The organism is Geomonas sp. Red276 (assembly GCF_054784495.1).
Genome location: NZ_BLXW01000016.1, coordinates 56,425 through 82,087, shown reverse-complemented (window position 1 = coordinate 82,087; position 25,663 = coordinate 56,425). Strand labels below are relative to the sequence as shown.

Below are 25,663 nucleotides of genomic sequence, written 5' to 3'. Positions count from 1 at the left end.
GACATCACCTCACAACCAGGACCAGCGAGAAGGCGGTCAGGATCATGGCCGCCACCAGAAGCTGGGGAACGCGGATCAGTTTCAGACGGGCCATCACCGACTCTACCACCCCGACCCCGACCGCCAGCGCCAGCATGGAGAGGGCGAAGATCAGCCAGTCGAGGTAGGGATCCCCCCCGGAGAAGGGGATGGCGATGTTGGCGAAGAGCGCTCCCATCAGGTAGAGCTTCAAGGAGGCGCCGTAGAGGATGCAGCCGAAGTAGGGACCCGAGTGGTCGAGCACCATCACCTCGTGGATCATGGTGAGCTCGAGGTGGGTGTTGGGGTCGTCGAAGGGGATGCGGGAGTTCTCGGCCAAAAGGACCACGAAGAGGCCGAAGAGCATCAAAAGGAGCGAGGCGCCGGTCCCGGTCCAGACCGGGAGGGTGACGCTCTGGAGCATCGGGGTGAGGCTCATGGTGCCGGAGAGCCTGGTCAGGGTGATCAGGGCGAAGAAGACGGTCGGCTCGGCGAGGCAGGAGAAGGTGACCTCGCGGGCGGCCCCCATCCCCTCGAAGCTGGAGCCGGTGTCCAGCGCGGCGGCGGTGGTGAAGAAGCGCCCCAGGGCGAAGAGGTAGGCGAAGAGGATCATGTCCCCCTCGAAGGCGACCGGGGCGGGGTGCTTGCCGAGCGGGATCAGCAGGGCGGCGAAAAGGGTAGCGGCCAGGGTCACCACCGGGCCGGCCTTGAAGACCCAGCTGGTGGTGTCGCTGATCACGACCCCCTTCCTCATCAGCCTGCCGAGGTCGTAGTAGGGTTGCAGAACCGGTGCCCCTACCCTTCCCGCGAAGAGTGCCTTGGTCTTGGCGATGACCCCGATGAGAAGCGGCGGCATCGCGAGGACCAGTACCATGTGCACGATGGTATCGATCATGTCACGTCTCCAGACATTGGTTTTCAAAAAACACGGACTGCATAAAATCAGGTGGCCGAAGGCCTATCTATTTTATTTATACCCTCGCCCCCCTTGGGGGAGAGGGATCCATCACCCTACCTGACCGACAGCAAAAGCACGAACAATGTGGCGAAGATGTACAGCATGTAGATCTGCACCTCTCCGTGCTGAAGCCTTCTCATGAAGGCGGAGAGCGTCGCCGCACCCCGCAGGGCGGGCATGGCCACCCTGCCGAGCAGGGTCTCCTCCGGCTGGTAGCGGAAGCGGGCCTCGGCCGGGGCCACCCCGGCCACCGTGTCGCGGCTGGTCCGGCTCCTGACGAGCGGGGTGGCGAGCGATCCCATCAGCTGGCCAAACGAGCTCGCGGTGTACTGCATCCGGGGAGCGGGAGCGAGATAGCCGCATCCCCAGGTGGGGCCGGTAGCCCGCGGGGAGGCGGACGCCCTCCGCTTCAGGACGAGAAAGATCGCCCCCGCCAGTAGCGGCAGCGCCGCACCGGCGGCGGTGAGGGCGATGGGGCGCACGGGGACGGCATAGCTCTCCGGGGCCCCCAGGGCCAGGGAGGCTACCACCGGGTTCACCAGCGAAAGGAAGAGCTGGGGGAAGATCCCCCCCGCGAGGCTCAGTCCCGCCAGCACTCCCATGGGAACGAGCATGGTGGCGGGAGACTCGTGGGAATGGGCCGCCCCCTCGCTTCGGGGAGCCCCCAGGAAGGTGATCCCGAAGAGCTTCACCAGGGAGATGACGGCGACCCCGCCGACCAGGGCCAGCACCGGGGCCCCCAGGGCCAGCAGCGGCTGGCTCGAGCTCGCCTCGCCGAAGAAGCCGAGGTAGAGGAGGAATTCGCTGGCGAAGCCGTTGAAGGGGGGAAGCCCGCAGATGGCGACGGCACCCGCCAGGGAAAGGAGGGTGCTCCAGGGCATGCGGGAGGAGAGTCCCCCCATGCGGTCCATCTCCCGGGTGCCGGTGGCGTGCATGACGCTACCCGCGCCGAAGAAGAGGAGCGGCTTGAAGAGGCCGTGGTTGAGGATGTGAAAGAGAGCGCCGGCCATGCCAAGGTAGGCGAGCCGCTGGCTGCCGGTGGCCTCCCCGTAGAGGGCGGCCCCGATGCCGGCGGCGATGAGCCCCAGGTTTTCGATGGAGCTGTAGGCGAGCAGGCGCTTGATGTCTTTTTGGGCCGAGGCGATGCAGATCCCCATCAGCGCCGAGACGAGACCGGCCACCAGCAGGAGCTCACCCCACCAAAGCGGGCGCTCCGGGAAGAAGGTGATCACCCGCAGGATGCCGTAGATCCCCATCTTGAGCATGACGCCGGAGAGGATGGCCGAGACGTGGCTGGGGGCGTTGGCGTGGGCGGAGGGGAGCCAGATGTGGAGCGGCATGATGCCGGCCTTGGAGCCGAAGCCGGCCAGGGCGGCGAAGAAGAGGACGGCGGCGAGCGAGCTGCTCACGTGGAGGGTGCCCGCGGCCGGGAAGAGGAAGCTTCCGGTGGCCCCCGCCAGCAGGGAGAAGAGGACCAGGAGCGAGGCGGCCCCCAGGTGGCTCGCCACCAGGTAGACGAGCCCCGCCTTCCCCACCTCGGGATCGGCGTGCTCGGCGCTCAAAAGGAAGTAGCCGGAAAGCGCCATGACCTCCCACGACATCACGAAGAGTGCGCCGTTTCGGGAGACCACCACCATGGCCATGGCGGCGGCTAAGAGCCCGTAGAAGAAGGTAATGGGAGGTTCGCTGGCTGGTTTCGAGGAGGCGGGCCAGTAACCGCAGGCGTAGAGGGAGCCGGCGGCAAAGACCAGGAAGATCGGAATCAGGAAGAGCAGTGTGAGGGGATCGAGGGCAAGCTCACAGGAGCCAAAAGGGAGATTCCACTCGAGGAGGTAGCGGGCCTTTAGACCCGCGGTCAGCATGTACGTTATGGCGGGAAGCGCCATCAGCGAGGCGAGCAGCGCGCCGGCGGTGGCCACCCGTTGCCCCAAGGATCCATGTCTTAACAATAGTCCCGGGACTCCGGAGAGAGCCGTCACCGCAATCGCGCCCAATACCCATAGGGCAGGCTCTCGCATCATGTCATGAAACATTGCAATCAGCCTTTCGACCGTGACCGGGGGTACCGGTCACTCCAGTAGTGTAAAGATCACCCCTCGCCGCCGCTTACGCGGTCACCGGGGGATTGGGATTCTTAGGGACAGCGGGTTACTTCTTCTTGAGAGTCGGGTCGGTCGCCTGCTGGAGGTGCGAGTGGGTGCGACGCTCCGGGATCTCCCGCCGCTTGGTTTCTTCGATCGCCTTGGCGTAGGCGTCCGGCAACTGGTCGATGGCGGTCACGCACATCCCGAGGTTGCTCAGCTTGCCGTCGGCCAGGCCGTAGATCCAGCTGTGTACCGCAACCTCCTGGCCCCGCGCCCAGGCATCCTGAACCACGGTGGTCTGGCAGACGTTGACCACCTGCTCCACCACGTTGAGCTCGCAGAGGCGGTCGCACCGGGTGTCGTCGTCCGGGAGGGAGGCGAGGTAGGCCTCGTGCTTCACCCGCACGTCCTGCAGGTGGCGGATCCAGTTGTCGATCAGGCCAAGCCGCATGCTCTTCAGCGCCGCGTACACGCCGCCGCAGCCGTAGTGCCCGCAGACGATCAGGTGCTTCACCTTGAGGATGTCCACCGCGTACTGCATGACGGCCAGGCAGTTGAGGTCGGTGTGCACCACCAGGTTGGCCACGTTGCGGTGGACGAAGAGCTCACCCGGCAACAGGCCGACGATCTCGTTGGCAGGAACACGGCTGTCGGAGCATCCGATCCAGAGGTACTCGGGGGCCTGCTGCTCGGAAAGTTTGAGGAAGAACTCCGGGTCCTCGGCCTGTATCTGCTGGGTCCAGGCCCGGTTGTTTTCGAAAAGTCGAGTTACTCCAGGCATATCCACCTATATCCGTTATCGAAGAAGCGGCCGGCGCCCCCGCTGGTTGCTCGGGGTTCCTCTCCGCAGTCTTGAGTCAGTTTGCCGCCAACATACCGTAATTGGCTGATATCAAACGGCATACGGCCGTCGAATCACCACAAACTACTCCGCGAACAGTCATTTGTCAAAAACAAAGAACAAAAAAATTGTGTTTTACATTCCTTGGCGGATGGCAACCGAACGCGTGCCACCGCGAAGAGGCGTGGTAAAATTGAGGGGCCGGCAGGGGCGACAAGAGATTTTTTCCGATGGCTCTGCGGCGATGCGGCATGGCAGTAAGGAGGAAAAAGAAGTGATGTGATGCGATAGAGTTGGGAGGGCCATACACAACGAGGTGTGAAATGCTGGAAGACGCAATCCTGATCGTTATCATTATTGCGAATATTTCTCTGGTTTTCACCCTGTTACGGCTCAGCATCAAGCACAGGGAGCTCTTGACCCGGCTAAGGTTCGGGCGCAGCGTCTACGGGTTCGTCGACACCCTGGCCAGACTCATGGAATTCATCCTCAAGAGACAGTTCGTCACCCTGAGTGATCCATTCCTCTCACTCGGGTGTGTCGCATTCATAGTCTCCTTCCTCGTTTCCATTCCCCTCATGTTGCTCGCCATCGTTTTCCACCGGTAACGGCGGTCCGGAAGCCGCCGGCGGGGAGTTCGCCCGCCGATCGAGGATCGACAAACGGTGGATCGTCCGCAGGCCCCGCGCCGTTTGGGGCCGTTTACGTGCGGGTAAACAAACGCCTGGAGCATAGTCGCCCTGCACCCCGTTGTCAAAAAAAGTTTTCTAAGCATTTTTCAATTCAATAAAACACCGGTACACCCGACAAAGACCGTGTTTTGCCTTACTTTAAGGTTGTCACCTGCCGCTTGGTATGTTAAAAATGTTAACAGCGTTATATTTTGCACCGAGAGCAGACAACCGTCCGGCCGTTTTGGGTAAACAGCGCCTACCGCATGCTGCGGAACAAAGGAGGAGAGAGCTGTGAAGAACCATGTTTGGCGACCCCTGTACGTAGTGCTCTTGGTCATCGCCGCGGTGTTGGTGACGAGAAAGATCCTGGTGCCGGCGGACTTCGGCATCGGGAGCCGCGGCTACATGTACGGCTGGCACCGACCCAGCAACGAACAGGAATGGAAGGAGGTGAGCGTAAAGTACCGCACCGCCGAGTACTGCAAGCAGTGCCATCCCGAGAAGTACGCCGAGATCAAGCAATCCCCCCATGCCAACATCAACTGCGAGAACTGCCACGGCCCTGCCCTCAACCACCCCGACGATCCGAAGGTCTTGACCGTCGACCGCCGGCGCGAGCTCTGCGCCCGCTGCCACTTCCGCCTGGAATATCCCACCAGCGGACGCGGGAAGATCCGGGGGATCAACATCAAGACCCACCACCCCGAGCTGGAATGCGTGACCTGCCACTGGCCGCACGACCCGAGAAAGGAGGGGCATAAGAAATGATTTCCCGTCGATCCTTTTGCAAGAAAACCCTGTTGATCGCCGGCGGCCTGGCCATCCCCTTCTCCGCCCTCGAGCTCTTCGATCCCAAGCGCCTGGAGGCCGAGAAGAACGACGGCAAGAAGGTGCGCTGGGTCTTCCTGGTGGACACCAACAAGTGCGTCGGCTGCGGCTTCTGCGTGAAGGCGTGCAAGACGGAGAACGAGGTCCCCTACGACGCCAACGTGACCCGGACCTGGGTCGAGCGCTACGTGGTGACCAAGGACGGCAAGACCCACATCGACTCCCCCAAGGGGGCGCGCGACGGCTTCGAGACCACCGCCATCGACATCGGGGAAGGTAAGTTCGAAGAGATCAGGAACGAGGAGATCGACAAGGCCTTCTTCGTGCCGAAACTCTGCAACCAGTGCGACAACCCGCCCTGCGTCCAGGTCTGCCCGGTGGGGGCCACCTACCAGACCGAGGACGGGGTGGTGCTGGTGGACAGGAAGTGGTGCATCGGCTGCGGCTACTGCGTGATGGGATGCCCCTACGGCGTCCGCTTCTTCCACCCGGTCTACCACGTGGCGGAGAAGTGCAACTTCTGCTACCACCGGATAGCCAAGGGGATGAAGACCGCCTGCGTGGACGCCTGCGCCTTCGGGGCCCGCCGGATCGGCAACATCAAGGACCCCGACGACCCGGTGACCAAGATCATCATGACCGAACGGGTCAACGTGCTGAAGGAAGAGTACGGGACCAAGCCCCAAGTCTTCTACCTGGGGCTCACCAAGGAGGTGAGATAGCCATGGTGCACGGAGAAGCCTGGACCCTCAAGGAGTTTTTCGTCTATCCCAACGAGTACATCTACTGGACGATCCAGATCGTGATGTACCCGTTCATGACCGGTCTGGTGGCCGGTGCCTTCGTCCTCTCCTCGCTCTACCACGTCTTCGGCGTGAAAGCGCTCAAGGGGATCGCCCGTTTCTCGCTGGTCTTCTCGTTCGCGCTCTTGCCGGTGGCCATGCTCCCCTTGATGCTCCACCTGCAGCAGCCCCAGCGCGGCATCGAGGTCATGATGACGCCGCACTTCACCTCGGCCATCGCCGCCTTCGGCATCGTCTTTTCCACCTACGGGATGATCGTCGCCTCCGAGCTCTGGTTCGTCTACCGCAAGCACTTCGTGGAGACCGTGGAGGAGATCCGCCAACTACCGGCCGGCGACCGCTCGCCGCTCACGCAGCTGCGCTACTATTTCTTCTCCGCCCTCACCCTGGGCGCCCAGGACATCAGCCACGAGGCCTTAGAGGCGGACGAGCGGGCGGTGAAAAAGCTCGCCGCCTCCGGCATCCCGGTCGCCTGCTTCCTGCACGGCTACGCGGGCTTCATCTTCGGCTCCGTCAAGGCCAACGCGCTCTGGATGACCCCGCTCATGCCGGTCATCTTCATCTGCTCGGCGGTGGTCTCGGGGGTGGCGCTCTGCATGCTCACCTACATCCTCACCATGGAGATCAGGAAGGTGCTCGCCAGGAGAAAGGCGCAGCAGTACCCGGAGCTCCCGTCGCACCAGGACCTCAAGAGCGCCGAGGCGCACGTGGTGACCATGACCGCCAAGTACCTCTTGATGTTCATGGTGGCGGCCATCACCCTGGAGCTCCTCGACCTCATCTTCCGCGGCTACACGGCGGTCAAGTCCTGGGACATCCTCAGGAGCGTCATCTACGAGCGGGACTTCGTCAACATCTTCGTGATCCAGTACGGCCTGGGGAACCTCCTCCCCTTCGTGCTCTTCCTGATCCCCGGCCTTACCGTCCGGCGCGCCGCCATCGGCAGCGTGCTGGTGCTCTTAGGCGTCTTCATGATGCGGTGGAACGTCGTCATCGGCGGCCAGGCCTTCTCCTCTTCGCTCTCCGGCTTCATGCACTACCAACTCCCGATCTGGCCCCACACCTTCGAGGAGGCCAAGGAGGGGCTCTTCGGCGCGCTGGTGGTCGCCGTGGTCCCGTTCTGCATCTTCTATGTCCTCAACAAGGTCATGCCGGTCTTCAAGGAGACCCATTGACGGCATGACGACACCTGATCGGCAAATCGCGCTCCACCTCCTTCAAGGGGGAGGACAACTGCAGGATACGGGTTCTTCGCCGACCTCCTAACCCCATCCTCACCCCCCTCCCCTTGACGGGGAGGGAGAGTTGACACGAGTTGGTGATAAATGGCCCGGGGGAGGATCCCCTCCCCCGGGTTGGTGACGGTCTTCCAGCGAGGGTCCCGCGAAGGGACGGGGGGGAGCCATGACGGTCGGGGAAGCGGATCACGGTGGTCGGGTCGACCAGGTCAACGAAGAGCTGAAGGCATTGAAGGCAAGGCTCGCGCAGCTCGAGTCGTCGATGGCGGGAACCGGACCGCCCGCGGCGGCCGAGCCGGCGCCCGAGCCGGAAGCGAAGAACATTCTCCTCGAGGAGCCGGAGGAGATCTCCGAGGAAATCCTCAACTGGGCCGAGCGGACCCACCTCCTGACACGGCTCTCCACCCTCTGTTTCCTGCTGGTGGTGGCGCTCATCCTCCGCACCCTCACCGACAACAACCTCATCAACACCCTGCTCGGGTCGGGGATCGGCATGACCTACGCCGCGCTCCTCATGATCTGGGGCGGCTACGGGTACGAGAAAAAGAGCGCCCTCGCCCCCGTATTTGCCTGCTGCGGCGCCGCCCTCATGAGCACCATCGTGGTGGAGACCCACGCCCGCTTCGCCTCGCTGCCGCTTATCCCCGCCTACCTGACCCTGATCTGCACCGGCGGGGGGATGACCTTCGTGAGCTACCGCCACCGGGCCTTTCTCCCCATCTCGGTGGGGACCCTCGGCATGTGCCTGGCGGGGGCCGCCATCGACTACCCGCACCCCTTCTTCCCGTACCTCGCCATGATCCTCTTCGCCGCCAACATCCTCGGCTACTTCGCCGCCAGGCTGAAGAGCTGCTCGTGGCTGCGATGGATCGTGCTGGCGGTCACCATCGCCATGCTGCAGCTTTGGGCGGTGAGACTGGGGATCGCCGTCGGGGGGCACGAGACCCCGGCGCCGGAGCTCGCCCCCGCCTGGTTCCTCCCCACCCTTTCCGTCTTCTGTCTCCTCTTCCTCTCGCTCGCCTGGGCGGGGATACTGAGATCGAGCGGTGAACGGATCTCCCGTTTCGACTTCGCCCTTCCCACCGTCAACGTCGTCTGGGGATTTCTGGCCGCCTATTACGTGGTGAAAGCCTCGGGGGGAAGCCTGATGCTCTTGGGAACCATCGGGCTCCTGATCGCCGGCGGGCACCTGTGGGTCACCTTCTGGCTGACCGAACGGAAGGTCGAGGGGGCTCCGGGAACCAACTCCTTCGCCTTCGCCGGAGCGGCGCTGGCGGCGGTGGCCCTCCCGGCCCTGCTCGGGAAGTTCCTCATCGCCCTCCCGGCGTTGGCGGTGGTTTCGGTCTTCATGAGCTTTCTTTCCAGGGAGTGGAAGAACGGCGGCATCCGGGTGACCTCCTACGTGGTGCAGATCTACGCATCGATGGCCCTGGCGGTGGTGATGCTGATGAACCCGCGGTCGGCCTCCGACGTGGTGGCGACCATCCCGGCGGGACTGCTGACCCTCATCACCCTCTACCAGTACCAGTGGTGCCGGCGCTACCCGCCTCCCTCGCCGTCGGTCTTCTCACGCTACGACCGGCTCGACCGCAGCGCGGTGCTCCTCCTGCTGGCGGCGCTTTTGAACGGCTTCTTCATGGTCAAGGTCGCCGTGTGGCAGGTGATGTCCCTTTCCATGCCGGCCAAGGAAGTCATGAACGCCCTTCGCTGCGCGACATCGGTGGCCATCAACGGCTCGGCGGCGGCGATCATGGCGCTCGCCTATTTCAGGTCCAACAAGGAGTGGAGAAACGTGGCCATCCTGGTCACGCTGATCGGCGGGGTGAAGGTCTTCGTGCACGACCTCCTGGGCGCCCACGGCGTCCCGCTGGTGGCGAGTGTGTTCTCCTTCGGGCTGGCCGCGGCGATCGAGTCGCTGGCGCTGGGGAAATGGAAGAAGGGTGGCGAGGAGCGGGAGACGCCGTCGACCCCGCAGGAGTGAACGGCTCCATCGCCATCGAAATTTGACCGCTCGCCGCCCGGACCAGGCGCGAGAGTGGTCGTCTACCCCTTGAGGAAGGGAAGCTTCTCCCCCCTCAAGGGGTTTTTTTCTGCTCTGTACTGTAAGTATCCCCTCTCCGCTAAAAGGGCGAGGGTATGGAGATAGGAGCCTTCGGCCCCCTAATGGGGCGAGGGGAAATTCGCGAAAGAGGGGATTGCCGTTTACCGGGTGGTGAGGGCCATCAGCACGACGAGGGTGATGAAGGTGTAGAAGATGTAGAGGTTCAGCTTGCCGTGCTGCAGATGGCGGACGGGAGCGCTCTTTCGGTAGAGATACTCGAGCCCGGGGAGATAGGCCTGCTCGAGCACCGTCTCGGGGACGTGGCTCTCGAAATGCCCCGTGCAGGGAAAGGGGCCATCCGGCTCGCGCCGATGTTCCTCGGGACGCAGCAGAAGTCTGAACATCCGCACCAGCATGGCGGCGAAGGAGGAGGAGCTGTACTGCATGCGCGGGGTGGGGGCGAGATATCCGCACCCCCAGGTAACCGAGCGCTCCCGCGGCAAGGTACTTCCCCGCATCCTGAAGAGGAGGGCGATGAGCATGGTGACGGCCAGGAGCCCGACGGCAAGGGCTGAGATCCATCCAAACGGCACCAGGTCCCCCAGCGGCTGATGGGGCGGCTGGCTTCCGAGGTAGCTCGCCAGGGCGCCGTCCAGGGGACGGATGGCGATGAAGGGGAAGAGACCGATGGCGACGCAGCATCCCGCCAGAAGCCCCATGGACCAGAGCATGGAGGAGGGCGCCTCGTGCGCCGCGGCGTGGGGGGCGGAGCGCGGGGCGCCGAGGAAGACGACGCCGAAGACCTTGACGAAGCAGGCGACGGCCAGCCCCCCGATCAGGGCCAGCACGGGAGCGGCCAGGGCGGAGAGCACCCCGTCCAGCCCGTCGGAGCTCCGGATGGCCGAGAAGGAGGCGAGGTAGACGAGGAGCTCGCTGACGAAGCCGTTGAGCGGCGGGAGGCCGCAGATGGCGACCGCGCCGACGAGGAAGTAAAGGGCGCTCTTCGGGAGCCGGCGGGCCACCCCTCCCATCAGGTCGATCTCACGGGTGCCGGTGGCGTGGATGACCGCGCCGGCGGAGAGAAAGAGCAGCGACTTGAAGAGGGCGTGGTTGACCACGTGCAGGAGCGCCCCCGCCAGCCCGAGCACGACCAGCACCGGGACTCCCATGCTCTGCCCCAAAAGCGCCAGGCCGACCCCCAAAAGGATGATCCCGATGTTCTCGATGCTGTGGTAGGCCAAAAGCCGCTTCAGGTCGTGCTGCCCGATGGCGAAGGCGACCCCGACCACCCCCGAGACCGCGCCGACCACCAGGATGGTCACCCCCCACCAGGCCGGGGGATCGGCAAAGAAGGAGAGGGTCCGGATGAGCCCGTAGATCCCGGTCTTCAGGACGATGCCGGAGAGGATGGCCGAGATGTGGCTCGGGGCGTTGGCGTGGGCCGAGGGGAGCCAGACATGGAGCGGCATGGCGCCCGCCTTGAGCCCGAAGCCTAGGAGGGCGGTGAGGAAGATGGCGGCGGCCAGCAGGCTGTGCCCCGGGAGGCTTCCGGCGGCCGGGAAGAGAAAGTCGCCGGTGGCCCGGTTGAAGAGCGAGAACATGGCGAAAAGGGCGAGCGTCCCGATGTGGGTGGTGATGAGATAGAGGGTCCCCGCCTCGCGCACCGCGGCCTTTTCGTCATCGGTGACGAGGGCGAAGTAGGCGGAGAGCGCCATCACTTCCCAGGCGGCGAGGAAGAGGGCGCCGTTACGGACCAGGAACAAGGTGGTGAGGGAGGCGGCAAGGGTGCCGGTGAAAAAGGCGAGCCGCCCCGCGTTTCTCGGGTGCTCCGAGACCGGGCGGTAGCCGGTGCCGTAGAGCGCGCTGGCGCCGGTGACCAGGAAAACCGGGAGCAGGAAGAGCGCCGACAGCGGATCGGCCGCCACCCGGGCGGTGCCGAAAGGGAGCCCCCAGGGGAGGGAGATCTCGAAGGAGGCGGCGGAAATGAGCACCAGGAGAGCGCCCGCGACTCCGGCCAGCGCCCCCGCCATGAGGAGAACGGTGGAGATCCACTGGGAAATTCGGGAGCCGCGATCGATGAGCAGCGGTATGCCGGAGACCGCCTGCAGGGCGGCGGCGAGCGAGAACAGCAGTAACGTGATCATCGACTCGCCGGACAGCTGCATGGCTAGCTCCTCAGTCCCTTCTCGAAGCGCCGGGCGGCCTCCAGGATCGACGGAGGATCGCAGGCGTTGAGGGTGGCTCGGAATTGCGGGTCGTGGAGCGCGTAGGCCAGCCGGGAGAGGAGGTGCAGGTGGATCCTCACGGTCGGGCTGGTCAGCAGGAAAAGGATCCGTACCGGCTCCCCGTCGAGCGCGCCGAAATCGATGGGGTGATCCAGGAAGCAGAGGGTAATGGCCGGCTGGGGGCGGTTTTGCAGGAGGATGGGGTTGCGGACGTGCGGTATGGCGATGCCGTCCCCCACCGCGGTGGTCCCCATCGCTTCCCGGGCCAAGAGGACCTGGAGCAGGTAGTCGGGATCCATCTGGGAGGGGAGCTTAAATAGCGAGACCACGTTCTTGAGAACGGTGTACTTGTCGTCACCCGCCACGCCGCAGTGGACCCCACCGGCCTCGAGCGCCTCCACCAGGGTCGGGAGCTTGAGGTCGTTTTCGGCGGCGGCGAAGAGCTCGGAGGGGACGGTCACGCCGTGTTCGGTCGCCCACTCGAGGAGATCGACGCGGTTGATGCGGTAGGTCCCCCGCACCATGGTGGCCGGCAGTTTCTCCTTTTTGATCCACTTGACGACGACGCTCTCGTCCTTTTTGAGCAGCGCGGCCACCTCGGAAGCTTTCATGAGCATGGTAGGACTCCGGATCTAAAGGCTTAGAGCCTTATAACACCAACGAGTAAAGGAAATCAAGGCATTAGGTGAGGGGTGCACGAATCCTCTCCCCCCTCACCTCCGCCCCCTGTATATATATAATCCCTCGCCCCCTTTGGGGGAGAGGGTGGCCGAAGGCCGGGTGAGGGAAGATTTTGAAACGTCCCTCTCCGCCAGCGGCGAGGGGTCAAATTCAAAAAGCCCCCGGCTTTTCGGCCGGGGGCTTTTTGTGCTGCGTGATGGGCAGGGAGAACCCTACTCTTTCTTGTCGTGGTGCTCGCCGCCCGGGACGTCCTGGCCGCCGGCGGAGTGGCACTCGCTGCAGTTGGTCTTCATGATCTCGTCGCCGATGTCGACCGGGTGGACGAAGGACTTGACCTGGGTACCGGCCGGGATGTTCTCCTGCTTCTGGCCGAGCACCTTGTGGCAGAGGTCGCAGTTCTTGGAGATCACCCGCCCGTCGGCGGACTTGTGCTTGCCGTCGTGGCAGCGGAAGCAACCCGGGGTGTAGAAGTGACCGATGTAGTTCGGGTAGGTGTTCCAGTTGATGTGCATGTTGGGGAAGAAGTTACGATCGTAGATGTCGGTGACCACTTCCACGGCCTGCTTGATCTGGGCGGCCTTGGCCTGGGCCACTGCCGGGTAGTTCTGGCTGTAGTAGGCCGGGATCTCCTTGGCGATGGTAGCCTTGGCGGACTCCTTGTCCTTGTACGGCCTGGTCAGCACTTCTACGGCGACTTTCTTGAAGTACGGCAGCGAGGAGTCGATCCGCTTGTGGACGAAGCTGTCGTCGATCTCGACGCCCGGGGCGCGGTAGATGTGGGCCGGACGGTTGTGGCAGTCGAGGCAGTCCATCTGGCGCTTCTCGGCCTTCTCGATCTCCGCCTTGGAGAGGGCCTTCTCGGTGTCCAAGTACTCGGTGATCTTCCCGTCCTTCTCTTTGACGGAGATGTACGGGATGTTCAGGCGCCTGCGGTCGGTGGCGATGTAGTTGACCTCGGTGCCGATATGCCAGTGGATACCCTTGGCGTTCGGGGTGTTGGGGTCGCCGCCGATGTTGATGAGCAGGTCGACCTCACGCGGGGTGTTCTGCTCGTTGGGTGCGAAGTGGTAGAACACCTTCTGGCGACCGAAGTAGAACTTCTCCGGCCAGTGGCACTCTTCGCAGGTATCCCGGGCCGGACGGAGGTTCTCGATCGGGGTGGCGATGGTGGCCGGGTAGGTGTGGAAGAGGACCGCGTAGAGCTGCCTCATGCCGGAGATCTTGGCCTTGACGTACCAGGCGGCACCGGGGCCGACGTGGCACTCGACGCACTTGACCTTGGCGTGCGGGGAGTTGGACCAGGCGGTGTGCTCCGGACCCATGACCTGGTGGCAGAGCTCGCCGCAGAAGGTGGTCGACTCGGTGAACTCGAACCCTTTGAGGGAGGCGACCGAGACAATCAGCACGAAGCCGATGGAGGCGACGATGAAGAAGATGAAGACGTGCCGCTTGTGCGGCTCGTTGAAGTCAACCCGCGGATAAGGAGGGATGGTGTGGCCGTCCTTGTCGAACCGGCGACGCTTTTCCCTGACCAGGAAGGCGCCCAGCGGAACCAGGACCAGACCCGCGATGAGCATCCCGGGGAACAGGAAGTAGGTCATCAGGCCGAGGTAAGGCTTTTCGATACCGGTGATCGCCTCGTACGACAGGAAGCCGATGTCCAGACCGGCAGCAGTCACCGCGAGGACCATACCGGCGAGACTGATCAAGTTCCACGCGTAGCCGGCATACTTTCTTATTGCCATTCCGTTTTCTCCTCCAATTTCCGTGTGTGGTCGAGCGAAAAATCGTGCAACTCTACTATCCGGTAACCGCAATGTCAAAAAAAAGTAAATTAATAGGCCGAAGCCAACTATATAAAGCTAATTTAAAAAAATTAAACAGTAAATCGGACACCTACACGGCGGTACATATGATTTATTGAATATTTAAGAACGGTGTTACAACTTTAATGAATCGATCCCGAAGCCGCCGGGACGAGTCACCCACCGTGAGGTTTAACGAGAAGAGGCCAATGGGCCGGGGCTGAACGCCCCACCCCAGCGGGGCTATTGGTAGCCGAATTCCTTCAGCATGCGGGTATTGTCGCTCCACTCCGGGCTCACCCGGACGAAGAGCTCCAGGAAGACCTTGGTGTCGAGGAGCTGCTCGATCTCCTGGCGGGCCTGGGTCCCGATCCGCTTCAGCATGTCGCCCCGCCTCCCGATGATGATCCCCTTCTGGGAATCGCGTTCGACGTTGATGGTCGCCGAGATGGCTACCGTCCCGTTTTCCCGCTCCTTGAAGCTGTCCACCACCACCGCCACCGAATAGGGGACCTCGTCGTGGGTGAGACGGAAGATCTTCTCACGGATGATCTCGGCCACCACGAAGCGCTCCGGGACGTCGGTCAGGATGTCCTCGGGGAAATAGCAGGGCCCCTCCGGAAGAAGACCATGGACGAGCTGCACCAGCTGATCGACGCCGTCACCGCTCATGGCGGAAATGGGGATGATCTCCTTGAACGGGAAGCACTCGCCGTAGCAGAGCATCCTTTCCAGGAGGTCCCCCTTGGGGATCAGGTCGATCTTGTTCAGCACCAGGATGACCGGGACGGTGACTCCGGAGAGGACCTCCTTGATCATGCCGGCCTCCTTGGCGGGATCGGCGCCCCCGTCAACCAGGAAGAGGATCAGGTCCACCCCTTCGACGGCGGAGAGGGCCTCCTCCACCATGAACTTGTTGAGGCGGCTCTTGGCGCGATGGATGCCCGGGGTGTCGATGAAGACGATCTGTCCGCCGGGAACGTTGTGGATCCCCTGGATGCGGTTCCTGGTAGTCTGGGGTTTGTCCGAGGTGATGACGATTTTCTCGCCGAGGATCCTGTTCAGCAGGGTGGATTTGCCAACGTTCGGGCGTCCCACGATGGACACGAACCCTGAACGGAATGTTTCTTCAGCCATGAAAGCCTCCAGTATCGATAACGGATCGCTGGTAAATCCCGTTCTCTATAGAAATCAAAACATTACCCAAGTATACACGGTTGCGGCGACGCTTCACCTCCCGTCGCCGTTCTCCTATTTCTTCCGAGGTGCCCGAAGGGCGCATTTACTTTACCCTCGCCCCTTCAGGGGAGAGGGCGCCCGAAGGGCGGGTGAGGGCAGGGTCTTCTCATTCCACCCGCACCGTCCCCTCCTCCAGCCCAGCGGCCTCCCGGATCTTCCCCACCGTGACCCCGAAGCGCTCCGCGAGCCGCCTGACATTTCGCCTCCGCTGCCCCACCAGGTCCGAGACCCTTCCCCGCGAAACGACGAAGGAGACCGTACTTCCGGCCGGGAGCCCGGCGACCAGCTCGCAGGCGCGGTCGTACAGCAGCTCCCCCTCCACCAACTGTCCGAAGGCGGGGTGATACGGCCCCGCCAGGATCACTCCCGGCGTCTCCAGCTCCGCCGTCGGCTGCAGCCCCATCCGCACGACCGGGATGCCGGCCTCCCTGGCCGCCGCCAGCATCTTCTTGGACACCGAGACCGCCTCGTCCAGCGACAGCGGCCGGTACTTCCCCCGGTGGTAGAGGTCGGCAAGCTCGGTACCGTCGATGACCAGGGCGGGATAGATCCTGAGAAAGGAGGGGGAAAGGGCCAGCGCCCGGCGAAGCGAAGCAAGCGAGCGCTCCTCGCTGTCTCCCGGGAGCCCCGGCATGAGCTGGATCCCGACCGAGAGCCCCCCCTGGCCGAGCAGGGAAACGGCCCGCTCCACATCGGCCGCGGTGTGCCCCCGGCGGGAGCGGATGAGAACCTGGTCGTCCATCGACTGCACCCCGAGCTCCACGGTGGTCACCCCCATGGAAACGAGGAAGGAGACCGTGCCGGGATCGATGGCGTCCGGCCTGGTGGAAAGCCGCACCGACCGCACCTCGCCGCAGGCGAGAAGCGGCTGCAGGGGCTCCAGCAACCGGCGCTGGTCTGCGTGGGAAAGCGCGGTGAACGTCCCCCCGTAGAAGGCAACCTCCAGCGCCCTTCCCGGCGCAGCGCTCCGGTATTCGGCGACCCGGCCCCGCATTTGGGCGGGATCGGGAAGTACGCTCCGGGCGCCGGCGATCTTCTCCTGGTCACAGAATACACAGCGATGAGGGCATCCGAGGTGCGGGATGAAGAAGGGAACCAGGACCGGCTTCAACCTTCCCCCTTCAGCATGGTGAGCGCGGCCCGGGCGGCGGCCTGCTCGGCCTCCTTCTTGCTCCTTCCGGCCCCCTCCCCCATCCGCTGGTCGCCGAGAAAGACCTCCACGGTAAAGCGGCGGTCGTGGTCGGGACCGCTGATCTCCTTCAGGCGATAGCTCGGGAGCTCGCGCCGGACGATGCGGGCCCGCTCCTGGAGGTCGGTCTTGAAGTCGCGGCCGGAGAGGGTCTCGTGGGAATCCAGTAGCGGCAGGAAACAGCCGGTCACCACGCTGCGCGCCGCCTCGATCCCCCCGTCGAGGTAGACGGCGGCCAAGACCGCCTCGAAGGCGTCGGCCAAAAGCGAGCGCTTCTCCCGCCCTCCCCCCTTCTCCTCCCCGCGCCCAAGCCTCAAGCCGGAGCCGATGTCGAGGGCCGCCGAGATGCGTCCGAGGCTCACCTCGTCCACCAGCGCAGCCCTCATGCGGGTCAGCTCCCCTTCCCGGCAGTCGGGGAAACGGGTCAGGAGGATCTCGGAGAGGAGGAAATCGAGCACCGAGTCTCCGAAGAACTCGAGCCTCTGGTTGTCCCGCCCACCCCCCGCCTCGTTGACGTAGGTCCGGTGGGTCAGCGCCTGCTGCAAGAGGGTGCGCTCCTTGAAGCGGTAGCCGAGCTTTTCCTCGATCACCGAAAGGTTGTCGTAATCCGAATTGCCCATGAGAAATACCGCTCCCCCCGTGTTTGCGCCACTATAGCCAAAGGGCTCCGCCATGGCAATAGTCATGCGGCTTTGCGTCGATTTAAATCTTGCATTGTGCACCCCCCTCTCCTATAATTTATCGATTTTCACCGTAATCATGAGAGCGTCGACATGGCCTTTTTCATTACATTTGAAGGTGTCGAAGGATGCGGTAAGACCACCCAGCTGAAGCGCCTCAAGGAGCGGATCGAGGAGGCGGGGGAAAGGGTTACCGCCACCCGCGAACCGGGGGGAAGCCCGGTCGCCGACAAGATCCGGGCGATCCTACTGGACGCCGAGAACCGGGACATGGTCCCGCTGGCCGAACTCCTCATGTACGCTGCGGCACGCGCCCAGCACGTCCAGGAGGTGATCGCGCCGGCACTGGAGCGCGGCGACATCGTCCTTTGCGACCGCTTCACCGATGCGACCATGGCCTACCAGGGGTACGGGCGGGAGCTCGACCTGGCAACCATCGGGCAGCTGAACGAGCTCGCCACCGGCGGACTCCAGCCGCAGCTCACCGTTTTGATCGACTGCCCGGTCGAGGTCGGTCTCACCCGCGCGCTGGCCCGCATCGAGAACACCAAGGGGGCCCGCGAGGAGCGTTTCGAGCTGGAGTCGGTCCGCTTCCACGAACGGGTCCGGGACGGTTACCTGAGGCTCGCCGCCACCTATCCCGACCGCTTCGTGGTGGTCGACGGCTCCGGCAGCGTGGAGCAGACCGAGGTGGTGCTGGTCTCGGCCATCGCCTCCCGTCTCCCGGACAAGCTCCGGGCCGCTTTCGGCGGAGGCCGGGTCCGCTAGATGGCCTTCTCCGACGTCATCGGCCAGGACGCCGCCATCTCCATCCTGAAGCGCTCGATCTCCATGGGGAGGGTCTCGCATGCCTACCTCTTCTCGGGGATCGAGGGGTGCGGGAAGAGAAGGACGGCGCTCGCCTTCGTGCAGGCGGTCTTCTGCGGCAGGGAGGATGGGTGCGGTGTCTGCCCCTCCTGCAAAAAGCTCGCAGGCGGCCACCACCCCGACCTCCACATCCTGGAGCCGGAGGGGGCCTTCATCAAGATCGACCAGATCCGGGAGCTGCAGAAGGAGCTCGCCTACCGCCCCTTCGAGGCGCCCAAGAAGGTCTGCATCATCGACGGCGCCGAGAAGCTGAACCAGGCCTCGGGGAACGCGCTTTTGAAGACCCTCGAGGAGCCCCCCGGCGATGCGCTGATGATCCTCATCACGCCGGAGCGCTCGGCGGTCATGCAGACCATCCAGTCGCGCTGCCAGTCGCTGGCCTTTCAGCCTTTGCCGGTCGAGCTGGTGGAGGAGCGGCTGGTGCGGGAAGGTTTCCCGGCCGAGGCCGCGCGGGTGGCGGCGACCTTGTGCGGGGGGAGCCTCAAGCGCGCCAAGGAGATCGGCGCCGACGGGGTGCTGGAGGGAAGGGTCGCCTTCCTCAACCGGGTCCTCGCCCTCAACACCCGCGACATCCAGGCGCTCTTCCAGACCGCCGAGGAGATGGCCGCCGACAAGGAGGGGCTCCCGGGGTGCCTGGAACTGCTCCTGTCGTTTCTGCGCGACATCCTGATCTACCGCTCGACCCCCGAGGGGCTCGCCAACTCCGACCTGGAGCAACTGGTGGCCTTCGAGGCGTCGCGCAGATCGGAAGGAAGCGTGATGGAGCTGATCGAACAGCTCGTCCACTTAAGGTCGCTTCTCTCCCGCAACGTCAACGCACGGCTCGCCCTCGAGGTCTTCTTCATGCACCTCGCCGACGGGGTGCGTGGCTAGCGCCGGCCGTGTTTGCGGCCACAACCGGCTGCCAGGCGGCCGGTAAAAGCTAGCATGAGTACCATGGAGGATTTTTGGCAAAGATAGCACGGATACAATTCACCGCGGCGGGCAAGCTCTACGACTTCCTGATCGGCAAGTTCCAGGTGAAACCGGGGGACCGGGTCATCGTGGAGACCGAGCGCGGCAAAAGCATAGGCCACGTGGTGGCCGGCCCCATCGAGGTCGACGACTCGCTTTTGCCGGAAGGGACCAAGACGCTGCAGCGGATGGCCGAGGCCTCCGACTTCGCCGCCCTGGCCACCAACGCCGCCAAGGAGAAGGAGGCCCACAAGTTCTGCCTGACCCGCATCAAGGAACGCGGGATGGACATGAAGCTCGTCAAGGTGGAGTACCTCTTCGACGGGAGCAAGGCCATCTTCTACTTCACCGCCGACGGCCGGGTCGACTTCCGGGAACTGGTCAAGGACCTGGCCCACGCCTTCCACACGAGGATCGAGATGCGCCAGATCGGCGTGCGCGACGAGTCCAAGATGGTGGGAGGGATCGGGATCTGCGGCAGGGAGCTCTGCTGCTCCTCTTATCTCCGGGAATTCGAGCCGGTCTCGGTCAAGATGGCCAAGGAGCAGAACCTCGCCCTCAACCCGAGCAAGATCTCCGGCCAGTGCGGGAGGCTTCTTTGCTGCCTCTCCTACGAGTTCGAGACCTACTGCAGCCTGAGGAAGGGGCTTCCCAAGTGCGGCAAGAGGGTCCAGTGCGGCCAGGTGGACGGCGAGGTGGTCAAGGTCAACGTACTGCAGGGGACCGTCACCCTCAAAACCACCGACGACAGCATGGTCACCCTGAACGGCGACGACATCACCCCGGACCAGGTAAGCGACAAGGTGAAAAAGCCGCAGCCGGGCAAGGGCGAGGGTCAGGGGCAGGGGCAGCAGGACAAGGCCAAGGCCGCCCAGGCCGCCAAGCAGCAGCGCCGCGATCGGCGCCCGCAGGACGTCAAGGAACGCAAAAAGGAGAAACCATCATGAAACCGGCCTTCTACGTTACCACCCCCATCTACTACGTCAACGACGTCCCCCACATCGGCCACGCCTACACCACGCTGGCCGCGGACGTCCTGGCGCGCTACAAGCGGCTCATGGGTTTCGACGTCTTCTTCCTCACCGGCACCGACGAGCACGGGCAGAAGGTCGAGAAGGCGGCCACCGCCGCCGGCGAGACCCCGCTGGAGCTGGCCGACCGCGTCATGAAACGCTTCCAGTCGCTGTGGGAGAAGCTCGAGATCTCCAACACCGACTTCATCCGCACCACCCAGGAGCGCCACAAGAAGGGGGTGGCGGCCATGTTCGAGCGGGTGATGGAGAAGGGTGACATCTACTTAGGCGAGTACGAGGACTGGTACTGCACCCCGTGCGAGACCTTCTGGACCGAGACCCAGCTGATCGACTTCAAGTGCCCGGACTGCAACCGCCCGACCGAGAAGCTCAAGGAGGAGTCGTACTTCTTCAGGATGAGCAAGTACCAGGAGCAGCTCCTGGCCCACATCGAGGCGAACCCGGACTTCATCCAGCCCAAAAGCCGCCGTAACGAGATCATCTCCTTCGTGAAGGAGGGGCTTCGCGACCTGTCGATTTCCCGCACCACCTTCCAGTGGGGGATCCCGGTCCCGGGCAACGACAAGCACGTGGTCTACGTCTGGTTCGACGCGCTGACCAACTACATCACCGCCCTCGGCTACCCGAACGAAGGGGGCGACTTCGAGAAGTACTGGCCGTGCGACGTGCACCTGATCGGCAAGGACATCCTCCGCTTCCACACCGTCTACTGGCCGACCTTCCTGATGGCGGCCGGGCTCCCGGTGCCGAAGAAGGTCTTCGCCCACGGATGGTGGACCATCGAGGGGCAGAAGATGAGCAAGAGCCTGCAAAACGTGGTCGAGCCGAACATGCTGATCGAGAAGTACGGCGTGGACGCGGTCCGCTACTTCCTCTTGCGCGAGGTACCCTTCGGACTGGACGGCGACTTCTCCCACGGGGCGCTGATCGCCCGCATCAACTCGGATCTCGCCAACGACCTCGGGAACCTGTTGAACCGCTCGACCGCCATGCTCGGCAAGTACTTCGGCGGCGTGCTGCCAAAGCCGGGCGCCGAGGCCGAGGTGGATACCGCCTACCGCGAGAAGACCGTAGCCATGATCGATCAGGTGGACGGCCACTTCGAAGACCTCGCCTTCTCCAAGGCGCTGCAGTCGATCTGGGAGGTCATCTCGGCCGGCAACAAGTACATCGACGAGGTGGCTCCCTGGGCCATGGCCAAGGATCCCGCCCAGAAGGAGCGGCTGGGGACCGTCATGTACTACATGCTCGAGTCGCAGAGGATCGTCTACACCCTCCTCTCCGCCTTCATGCCGCGGACCTCCGAGAAGGGGCTCGGCTACCTCGGCATCACCGAGGCTCCCACCAAGGAATCCCTCGCCTGGGGCGGTCTCAAAGCCGGCTCCACCATCGAGAAAGCCGCTCCCCTCTTCCCGAGGATCGAAGAGAAGGCGGAATAACCGAAGTCACCCCATCACCTACCAAAGGGACGCCAGACCGGCGTCCCTTTCTTTTTAAGAAGATCTCCGCTTCTCTTTTTGCCCCCTCCCCCCTTCTCACTCATCCGTTTCGCTCCCCCTAAGCCCCTCGTCCTCCGGCAGCCCTGCCCCCCCTTCCAACCGACCTGCCAAGCCTTCCGCCAACTCCGTCCTGTTCATTAAACCAAAACAGTCAACCAAAACGGAGCCTTACAAGGCAAAAAAACAACTCCGTCACGACCCTCGTCAGAACAGTCGCGACCCTCGTCCGAACAGTCGCGGCAAGGACCCGAATTGTCCCCCCTCGCAAGGAGTGATTGCGTTAAGGTGCCGACGCAGTCGAGGGCTCCCCCTGGGCGGCTCCCCTCCCTTCCCCCCCGGACCCGCGCTGCACCCTTTGTAGAGAGCCGGCCACCCGTTTTATTCCCCCCTCACACCAACGTGGTCCGCAAGGAGGGTGAAACCTCCGAGGGTAAAGATCACTTTTCCTAACGGCTGTAACCTCGCGAAGCCACCTCGCGACAAACGTCGACGCTGCCGCAGCAAATAGCCGGGTGTTCGGGGGGGCTCGGCGGAGGTCACCACCATCGTGGCGAAGCTCCCGAGGGTTGCTACCTGCCTCCAGCCGGCTCAGGACTAGACCATGCCGTGAGCATCCCGGGAGAGAATGGTTGGGGACCCGCCCGGGGCAAACGGAATTCATCCTGAGAAACGCCGCCCCCATTTGGCTCCTTCAGGACAGACTCCGCTCTTTCCATCGACGGGAAAACGTGCTACTAAGGTGGCGGTACCCGTCAAAGATGATGAATTCCCGCATAAATCACCGCCTGCAGATCCTGATCATTTTCCTGGTCGCCCTCAGCCTCCTGTCCGCCGGGGTGCGTGTCCCGGACCTGTCACGCCCCCACCGTCCTAAAGCGACCCAACGGATAGTTGTCGAGAGCCAGCACAAAAGCATTGCAAACTGCCTGAAGCAGCAAAACGACCTTGTCTCGGTTGTGCCGACGCAGGTTGCTCCCAGCAACATTCTTTCCTACCAGATCTCCGACCTCGTACCGCCCCGGTACACGTCCCCGCCGCCTCCCCCTACCGTCGGCCGTTCGCCCCCCGCATCTAAAAGCCGGTCATAACCTCGCACTGCGCATTCACCGGTACGGCACGACCGGAGCGGTGTGATCGACATGAGGGGGCTGCCCCGGATAGCCCGCCTGGAATCATAGGCGGATCTGTGGCCATCGCCCCGTCTTCGTGCGCAGCAAAGTTGGCGCAGGCGATCCTGCTTTTGGATCTTTGCGGCCGGAAACCTGTCCGGCTGTCACCGTTTTGGGGTTCGAATGAAAGTTTTAGCGATAATTGTACTGGCTACGCTGGTTACCACCGTCGACACCTGCTGTTATGCCGTCAGCTGTAACTGTAATGACTGGGTAGAAAGACACGGGTACTGTGTCGACTACGTAAAAGAACGCATTCCCACGTTTCCCTTGCCTTCCAAAGACGACATGCCCGCCCTCAAAAACACCGGCATCGCCGACATCACGGAGGGGGATGTCGCCATATTCGCCATCAAGAACTTCTGGCATGTCGCTTACGTGGAAAAGGTGCACCGCGACCCGCGGGGAGGCGCAACGGCAATAGACGTAAGCGAAATGAATTTCGGAGAGAACCCCACGTTTCCCGAGTTCAGGGCCAAGTGGCTTTCTAGCAGCAAGGAAGAATGGAACAGAGCCGTATGTTGCGGAATAACCGAAAACTACGACAGGGTAACGCGGCGTGAATGGATTCCTTTGAGCACGGTCAAGCAGGTATGGTCTCCCGACGACGTCCCGTCTGAACTCCGCCGACGCCGTCTCAGCGAAGCACTCTCCAGGATCAAAGAGGTAGTCAACCGCTTTATCGAATTCACCGAAAGAGATCTTTGACTTCCGGATTTGACGACCTGTACCTGGAACTGTCGGGGACTCGCCGACCAAAATCCTCGCGATCTGCAGATAAAACAAGAGGCCAACCCAGCCGGGGGGGTGGGAAGGCCTCTAGGTAAGATCGTCGAATCCGCTAGTTTACCTGCGAAGCCCCGCCCCACTGACAGAGGGGGGGCTTCTTAAACGTGGGAGTAATCCATCTCATCGAGATCTTCGATCAGCCCCGGCCCCGCGGGAATCCATCCCAGTCTTTGCCGGGTCAACCCGCTGGAGGCCATAAGGTCGTGGCTCGCGAACAGGTTCAGCCATCCGAAATGGGCTTGGGCGCCTTCCCCAGACAGGGAAACTACCGGTACCTGCAAACCTCGACCGATGGCTTCGGCGACCTCCCGCATCCGTACACCTTCCTCGCCCACCGCGTGATACCTGGCACCCGGCTGATGCTTCTCCAGCGCCAACCGGTACAGGCGTGCGACATCCGAAACATGCGCCGCCGACCAGCGGTTTTCCCCCTCCCCCACATAGGCGGATACGCCTTTCTCCTTCGCTATCGCGATGGCATAGCTGACAAGCCCCTGCTTGACCGTGTCGTGGACCTGCGGCAAGCGTACGACGGCGGAACTCACCCCTTTCGGTACCAAGGCGAGAGCGGCTTGCTCCGAAACGCGGGGGAATGGGAAATCCGGCGGCACGACATCGTCTTCGGTGGCAACTTGCCCGGACCCGGCCAATCCCGCCGTCCCCGCCGTAACGATCAAGGGACGGGCAGACCCGGCAAGCACCGAGCCTAAAGCGTCAATGGCACGCCGATCGATTTCGCAGTTTTCTTGGAACCGGCTGAAATCATGTATGAAGGCCAGGTGAATAACGGCTTCGGCAGCCGAGGCACCGCTTCGCAAGCTGTCGAGATCTTCAAGCGAGCCGAGGAGAGCATCTGCTCCGGCTGCTACCAGGGATTGTGCCCCTTCCTCCGAGCGGGCAAGGCCGACAACTTTATGGCCGGCAGAGACAAGCTCTCTCACTACGGCAATACCAATGAATCCCGTTGCACCAGTAACGAATACACGCATGTTGCCTCTCCTTTTGTGTGAACTTTGGACCTGCCCTTCCTCGTTGAGTGACCTATTGTCATGGAGGTCAATTTATGGCAAGGTCATACTAGCTTTGCGATATATTCTGGTAAAGTAGTGACTTTATACTGGTATAAGCAGTAACAGGATAAGGGATGACGACCGACAAAGAGAACGCTCTGGGAGCATATCTGAAGGACCGCCGCACCAAACTTGATGCTGCGGCATTGGGATTTTCTACCACTCGCCGGCGTACGCCCGGGTTGCGCCGGGAAGAGGTTGCGCAGCGCGCGAACGTGAGCGCCACATGGTACACGTGGCTTGAGCAAGGCCGGGGGGGCGCGCCCTCCGCAAATGCCTTGGATGGAATCGCTCGCGCCCTGATGCTGACGGACGCCGAGCGCGTGCACCTTTACCTCCTTGCCCTGGGAAGACCGCCTGAAGTTCGCTACCAGCGCATCGAAGGCATCACCCCGCGCCTGCAGCGCATTCTGGACGCACTGGAATATAGTCCAGCGTTCGTGAGAACGTCTCTTTGGGACATTGTGGGATGGAACAAGGCCGCATCGTTAGTACTGACGAACTACAATGCCCTCGAAAGCTCCCAGCGAAACATTCTGAGGCTCTTCTTTACTAATCCCCATGCGCGGTCTGTTCAGACCGACTGGGAGAGCGTCGCCCGATCCATTGTTGCCAGTTTCCGCGCCGATATCGTCCGAACGGGAGCAACGGAAGACGTACAACTGCTGATCGAGGAACTGCGTCTCTCGAGTCCGGAATTCGATTCGATGTGGCAAAACCATGACATTCTGTCACACGGCGAGGGTATCAAACAACTCCATCATCCGGTCGTTGGGACCTTGACCCTTGAGTACTCCTCGTTCGCCGTTGACGGCCGTCCCGATCTGACTCTCGTGATTTACACCCCAGCAACACCAGACGATGAGGATCGCGTACGGTCGTTGTTCACCTAAGTCGGCGCCATGCCACCAGGTGTGCGGGAAGTTTCCTTAATGGTCGTGTGGCCCGTGCCTGAACCAGGCTCCCCAAAGTGCCGC

The 25,663-nt window shown here is 63.0% G+C and carries 21 protein-coding genes; 11 read left to right on the top strand and 10 right to left on the bottom strand.

All coding sequences use genetic code 11. The features are described from left to right. Positions 1-4 precede the first annotated feature (4 nt). The 3 genes from ACYVL5_RS12765 to can all read right to left on the bottom strand — a co-directional run bounded on the left by ACYVL5_RS12765 (position 5) and on the right by can (position 3,841). On the bottom strand, positions 5-913 hold the full coding sequence (locus ACYVL5_RS12765) for a respiratory chain complex I subunit 1 family protein (protein WP_460595958.1): 909 nt from the start codon (positions 911-913) through the stop codon (positions 5-7). Between the two features lie 116 nt (positions 914-1,029). Next, entirely contained in the window at positions 1,030-3,009 is a 1,980-nt protein-coding gene (locus tag ACYVL5_RS12760) for a proton-conducting transporter transmembrane domain-containing protein (protein WP_460595957.1), read from the bottom strand. A 115-nt stretch (positions 3,010-3,124) separates the two neighbouring features. After that, positions 3,125-3,841, bottom strand: coding sequence for a carbonic anhydrase (gene can / locus ACYVL5_RS12755; RefSeq protein WP_460595956.1), 717 nt, complete (start codon positions 3,839-3,841; stop codon positions 3,125-3,127). 383 nt (positions 3,842-4,224) lie between these two features. Between can and ACYVL5_RS12750 the strand changes: the two genes are divergently transcribed. The 5 genes from ACYVL5_RS12750 to ACYVL5_RS12730 all read left to right on the top strand — a co-directional run bounded on the left by ACYVL5_RS12750 (position 4,225) and on the right by ACYVL5_RS12730 (position 9,425). After that, a complete protein-coding gene (locus ACYVL5_RS12750) occupies positions 4,225-4,509 on the top strand; it encodes a hypothetical protein (protein ID WP_460595955.1) in 285 nt (94 codons plus the stop codon). Positions 4,510-4,866: 357 nt separating this feature from the next. Next, entirely contained in the window at positions 4,867-5,343 is a 477-nt protein-coding gene (locus ACYVL5_RS12745) for a cytochrome c3 family protein (RefSeq protein WP_460595954.1), read from the top strand. Beyond that, on the top strand, positions 5,340-6,125 hold the full coding sequence (locus ACYVL5_RS12740; protein WP_460595953.1) for a 4Fe-4S dicluster domain-containing protein: 786 nt from the start codon (positions 5,340-5,342) through the stop codon (positions 6,123-6,125). The genes ACYVL5_RS12745 and ACYVL5_RS12740 overlap by 4 nt, the downstream gene beginning before the upstream one ends. A 2-nt stretch (positions 6,126-6,127) precedes the next feature. Then, entirely contained in the window at positions 6,128-7,381 is a 1,254-nt protein-coding gene (gene nrfD / locus ACYVL5_RS12735) for an NrfD/PsrC family molybdoenzyme membrane anchor subunit (protein ID WP_460595952.1), read from the top strand. 229 nt (positions 7,382-7,610) lie between these two features. Beyond that, positions 7,611-9,425: a hypothetical protein gene (locus ACYVL5_RS12730; protein ID WP_460595951.1), complete on the top strand. Its 1,815-nt coding sequence runs from the start codon at positions 7,611-7,613 to the stop codon at positions 9,423-9,425. A 221-nt stretch (positions 9,426-9,646) separates the two neighbouring features. Here ACYVL5_RS12730 and ACYVL5_RS12725 read toward each other — a convergent pair whose 3' ends face one another. From ACYVL5_RS12725 to rnc, 6 genes are all read right to left on the bottom strand, one after another. After that, positions 9,647-11,650 (bottom strand): proton-conducting transporter transmembrane domain-containing protein, encoded by a 2,004-nt coding sequence (locus ACYVL5_RS12725; RefSeq protein WP_460595950.1) that lies wholly within the window; start codon positions 11,648-11,650, stop codon positions 9,647-9,649. 2 nt (positions 11,651-11,652) lie between these two features. Continuing rightward, a complete protein-coding gene (locus ACYVL5_RS12720; protein WP_460595949.1) occupies positions 11,653-12,327 on the bottom strand; it encodes a PTS sugar transporter subunit IIA in 675 nt (224 codons plus the stop codon). Positions 12,328-12,603: 276 nt separating this feature from the next. Next, the gene (locus ACYVL5_RS12715) at positions 12,604-14,136 is read right to left on the bottom strand and encodes a NapC/NirT family cytochrome c (RefSeq protein ID WP_460595948.1); all 1,533 of its coding nucleotides are present in this window, start codon (positions 14,134-14,136) and stop codon (positions 12,604-12,606) included. Positions 14,137-14,439: 303 nt separating this feature from the next. Further along, positions 14,440-15,333: a GTPase Era gene (gene era, locus ACYVL5_RS12710; RefSeq protein WP_460595947.1), complete on the bottom strand. Its 894-nt coding sequence runs from the start codon at positions 15,331-15,333 to the stop codon at positions 14,440-14,442. Between the two features lie 208 nt (positions 15,334-15,541). After that, positions 15,542-16,546, bottom strand: coding sequence for an elongator complex protein 3 (locus tag ACYVL5_RS12705; RefSeq protein ID WP_460595946.1), 1,005 nt, complete (start codon positions 16,544-16,546; stop codon positions 15,542-15,544). After that, the gene (gene rnc / locus ACYVL5_RS12700) at positions 16,543-17,244 is read right to left on the bottom strand and encodes a ribonuclease III (RefSeq protein WP_460595945.1); all 702 of its coding nucleotides are present in this window, start codon (positions 17,242-17,244) and stop codon (positions 16,543-16,545) included. The genes ACYVL5_RS12705 and rnc overlap by 4 nt, the downstream gene beginning before the upstream one ends. A 153-nt stretch (positions 17,245-17,397) precedes the next feature. On the opposite strand from rnc, the gene tmk reads away from it, so the two are divergent. The 5 genes from tmk to ACYVL5_RS12675 all read left to right on the top strand — a co-directional run bounded on the left by tmk (position 17,398) and on the right by ACYVL5_RS12675 (position 23,535). Further along, the gene (tmk, locus tag ACYVL5_RS12695; protein WP_460595944.1) at positions 17,398-18,072 is read left to right on the top strand and encodes a dTMP kinase; all 675 of its coding nucleotides are present in this window, start codon (positions 17,398-17,400) and stop codon (positions 18,070-18,072) included. Further along, positions 18,073-19,044, top strand: a complete 972-nt coding sequence (holB, locus tag ACYVL5_RS12690; protein ID WP_460595943.1) for a DNA polymerase III subunit — start codon at positions 18,073-18,075, stop codon at positions 19,042-19,044. A gap of 74 nt (positions 19,045-19,118) precedes the next feature. Beyond that, a complete protein-coding gene (locus ACYVL5_RS12685; protein WP_460595942.1) occupies positions 19,119-20,072 on the top strand; it encodes a PSP1 domain-containing protein in 954 nt (317 codons plus the stop codon). Continuing rightward, positions 20,069-21,598, top strand: a complete 1,530-nt coding sequence (gene metG / locus ACYVL5_RS12680) for a methionine--tRNA ligase (RefSeq protein WP_460595941.1) — start codon at positions 20,069-20,071, stop codon at positions 21,596-21,598. The genes ACYVL5_RS12685 and metG overlap by 4 nt, the downstream gene beginning before the upstream one ends. Positions 21,599-22,950: 1,352 nt before the next feature. Then, positions 22,951-23,535, top strand: a complete 585-nt coding sequence (locus ACYVL5_RS12675) for a hypothetical protein (RefSeq protein ID WP_460595940.1) — start codon at positions 22,951-22,953, stop codon at positions 23,533-23,535. A 179-nt stretch (positions 23,536-23,714) separates the two neighbouring features. Here ACYVL5_RS12675 and ACYVL5_RS12670 read toward each other — a convergent pair whose 3' ends face one another. Further along, the gene (locus ACYVL5_RS12670; protein WP_460595939.1) at positions 23,715-24,605 is read right to left on the bottom strand and encodes an SDR family oxidoreductase; all 891 of its coding nucleotides are present in this window, start codon (positions 24,603-24,605) and stop codon (positions 23,715-23,717) included. 155 nt (positions 24,606-24,760) lie between these two features. Here ACYVL5_RS12670 and ACYVL5_RS12665 point away from each other — a divergent pair, with 155 nt between their 5' ends. Beyond that, entirely contained in the window at positions 24,761-25,579 is an 819-nt protein-coding gene (locus tag ACYVL5_RS12665) for a helix-turn-helix transcriptional regulator (protein WP_460595938.1), read from the top strand. The last annotated feature ends 84 nt before the right edge of the window (positions 25,580-25,663 follow it).

Coding starts and splice junctions, on each gene's coding strand:
- rnc (WP_460595945.1), bottom strand. CDS start 17,244: ATGGGCAATTCGGATTACGACAACCTTTCGGTGATCGAGGAAAAGCTC.
- ACYVL5_RS12670 (WP_460595939.1), bottom strand. CDS start 24,605: ATGCGTGTATTCGTTACTGGTGCAACGGGATTCATTGGTATTGCCGTA.
- nrfD (WP_460595952.1), top strand. CDS start 6,128: ATGGTGCACGGAGAAGCCTGGACCCTCAAGGAGTTTTTCGTCTATCCC.
- ACYVL5_RS12665 (WP_460595938.1), top strand. CDS start 24,761: ATGACGACCGACAAAGAGAACGCTCTGGGAGCATATCTGAAGGACCGC.
- era (WP_460595947.1), bottom strand. CDS start 15,333: ATGGCTGAAGAAACATTCCGTTCAGGGTTCGTGTCCATCGTGGGACGC.
- ACYVL5_RS12760 (WP_460595957.1), bottom strand. CDS start 3,009: ATGTTTCATGACATGATGCGAGAGCCTGCCCTATGGGTATTGGGCGCG.
- ACYVL5_RS12740 (WP_460595953.1), top strand. CDS start 5,340: ATGATTTCCCGTCGATCCTTTTGCAAGAAAACCCTGTTGATCGCCGGC.
- holB (WP_460595943.1), top strand. CDS start 18,073: ATGGCCTTCTCCGACGTCATCGGCCAGGACGCCGCCATCTCCATCCTG.
- can (WP_460595956.1), bottom strand. CDS start 3,841: ATGCCTGGAGTAACTCGACTTTTCGAAAACAACCGGGCCTGGACCCAG.
- tmk (WP_460595944.1), top strand. CDS start 17,398: ATGGCCTTTTTCATTACATTTGAAGGTGTCGAAGGATGCGGTAAGACC.
- ACYVL5_RS12725 (WP_460595950.1), bottom strand. CDS start 11,650: ATGCAGCTGTCCGGCGAGTCGATGATCACGTTACTGCTGTTCTCGCTC.
- ACYVL5_RS12730 (WP_460595951.1), top strand. CDS start 7,611: ATGACGGTCGGGGAAGCGGATCACGGTGGTCGGGTCGACCAGGTCAAC.
- ACYVL5_RS12765 (WP_460595958.1), bottom strand. CDS start 913: ATGATCGATACCATCGTGCACATGGTACTGGTCCTCGCGATGCCGCCG.
- metG (WP_460595941.1), top strand. CDS start 20,069: ATGAAACCGGCCTTCTACGTTACCACCCCCATCTACTACGTCAACGAC.
- ACYVL5_RS12715 (WP_460595948.1), bottom strand. CDS start 14,136: ATGGCAATAAGAAAGTATGCCGGCTACGCGTGGAACTTGATCAGTCTC.
- ACYVL5_RS12675 (WP_460595940.1), top strand. CDS start 22,951: ATGAAAGTTTTAGCGATAATTGTACTGGCTACGCTGGTTACCACCGTC.
- ACYVL5_RS12720 (WP_460595949.1), bottom strand. CDS start 12,327: ATGCTCATGAAAGCTTCCGAGGTGGCCGCGCTGCTCAAAAAGGACGAG.
- ACYVL5_RS12750 (WP_460595955.1), top strand. CDS start 4,225: ATGCTGGAAGACGCAATCCTGATCGTTATCATTATTGCGAATATTTCT.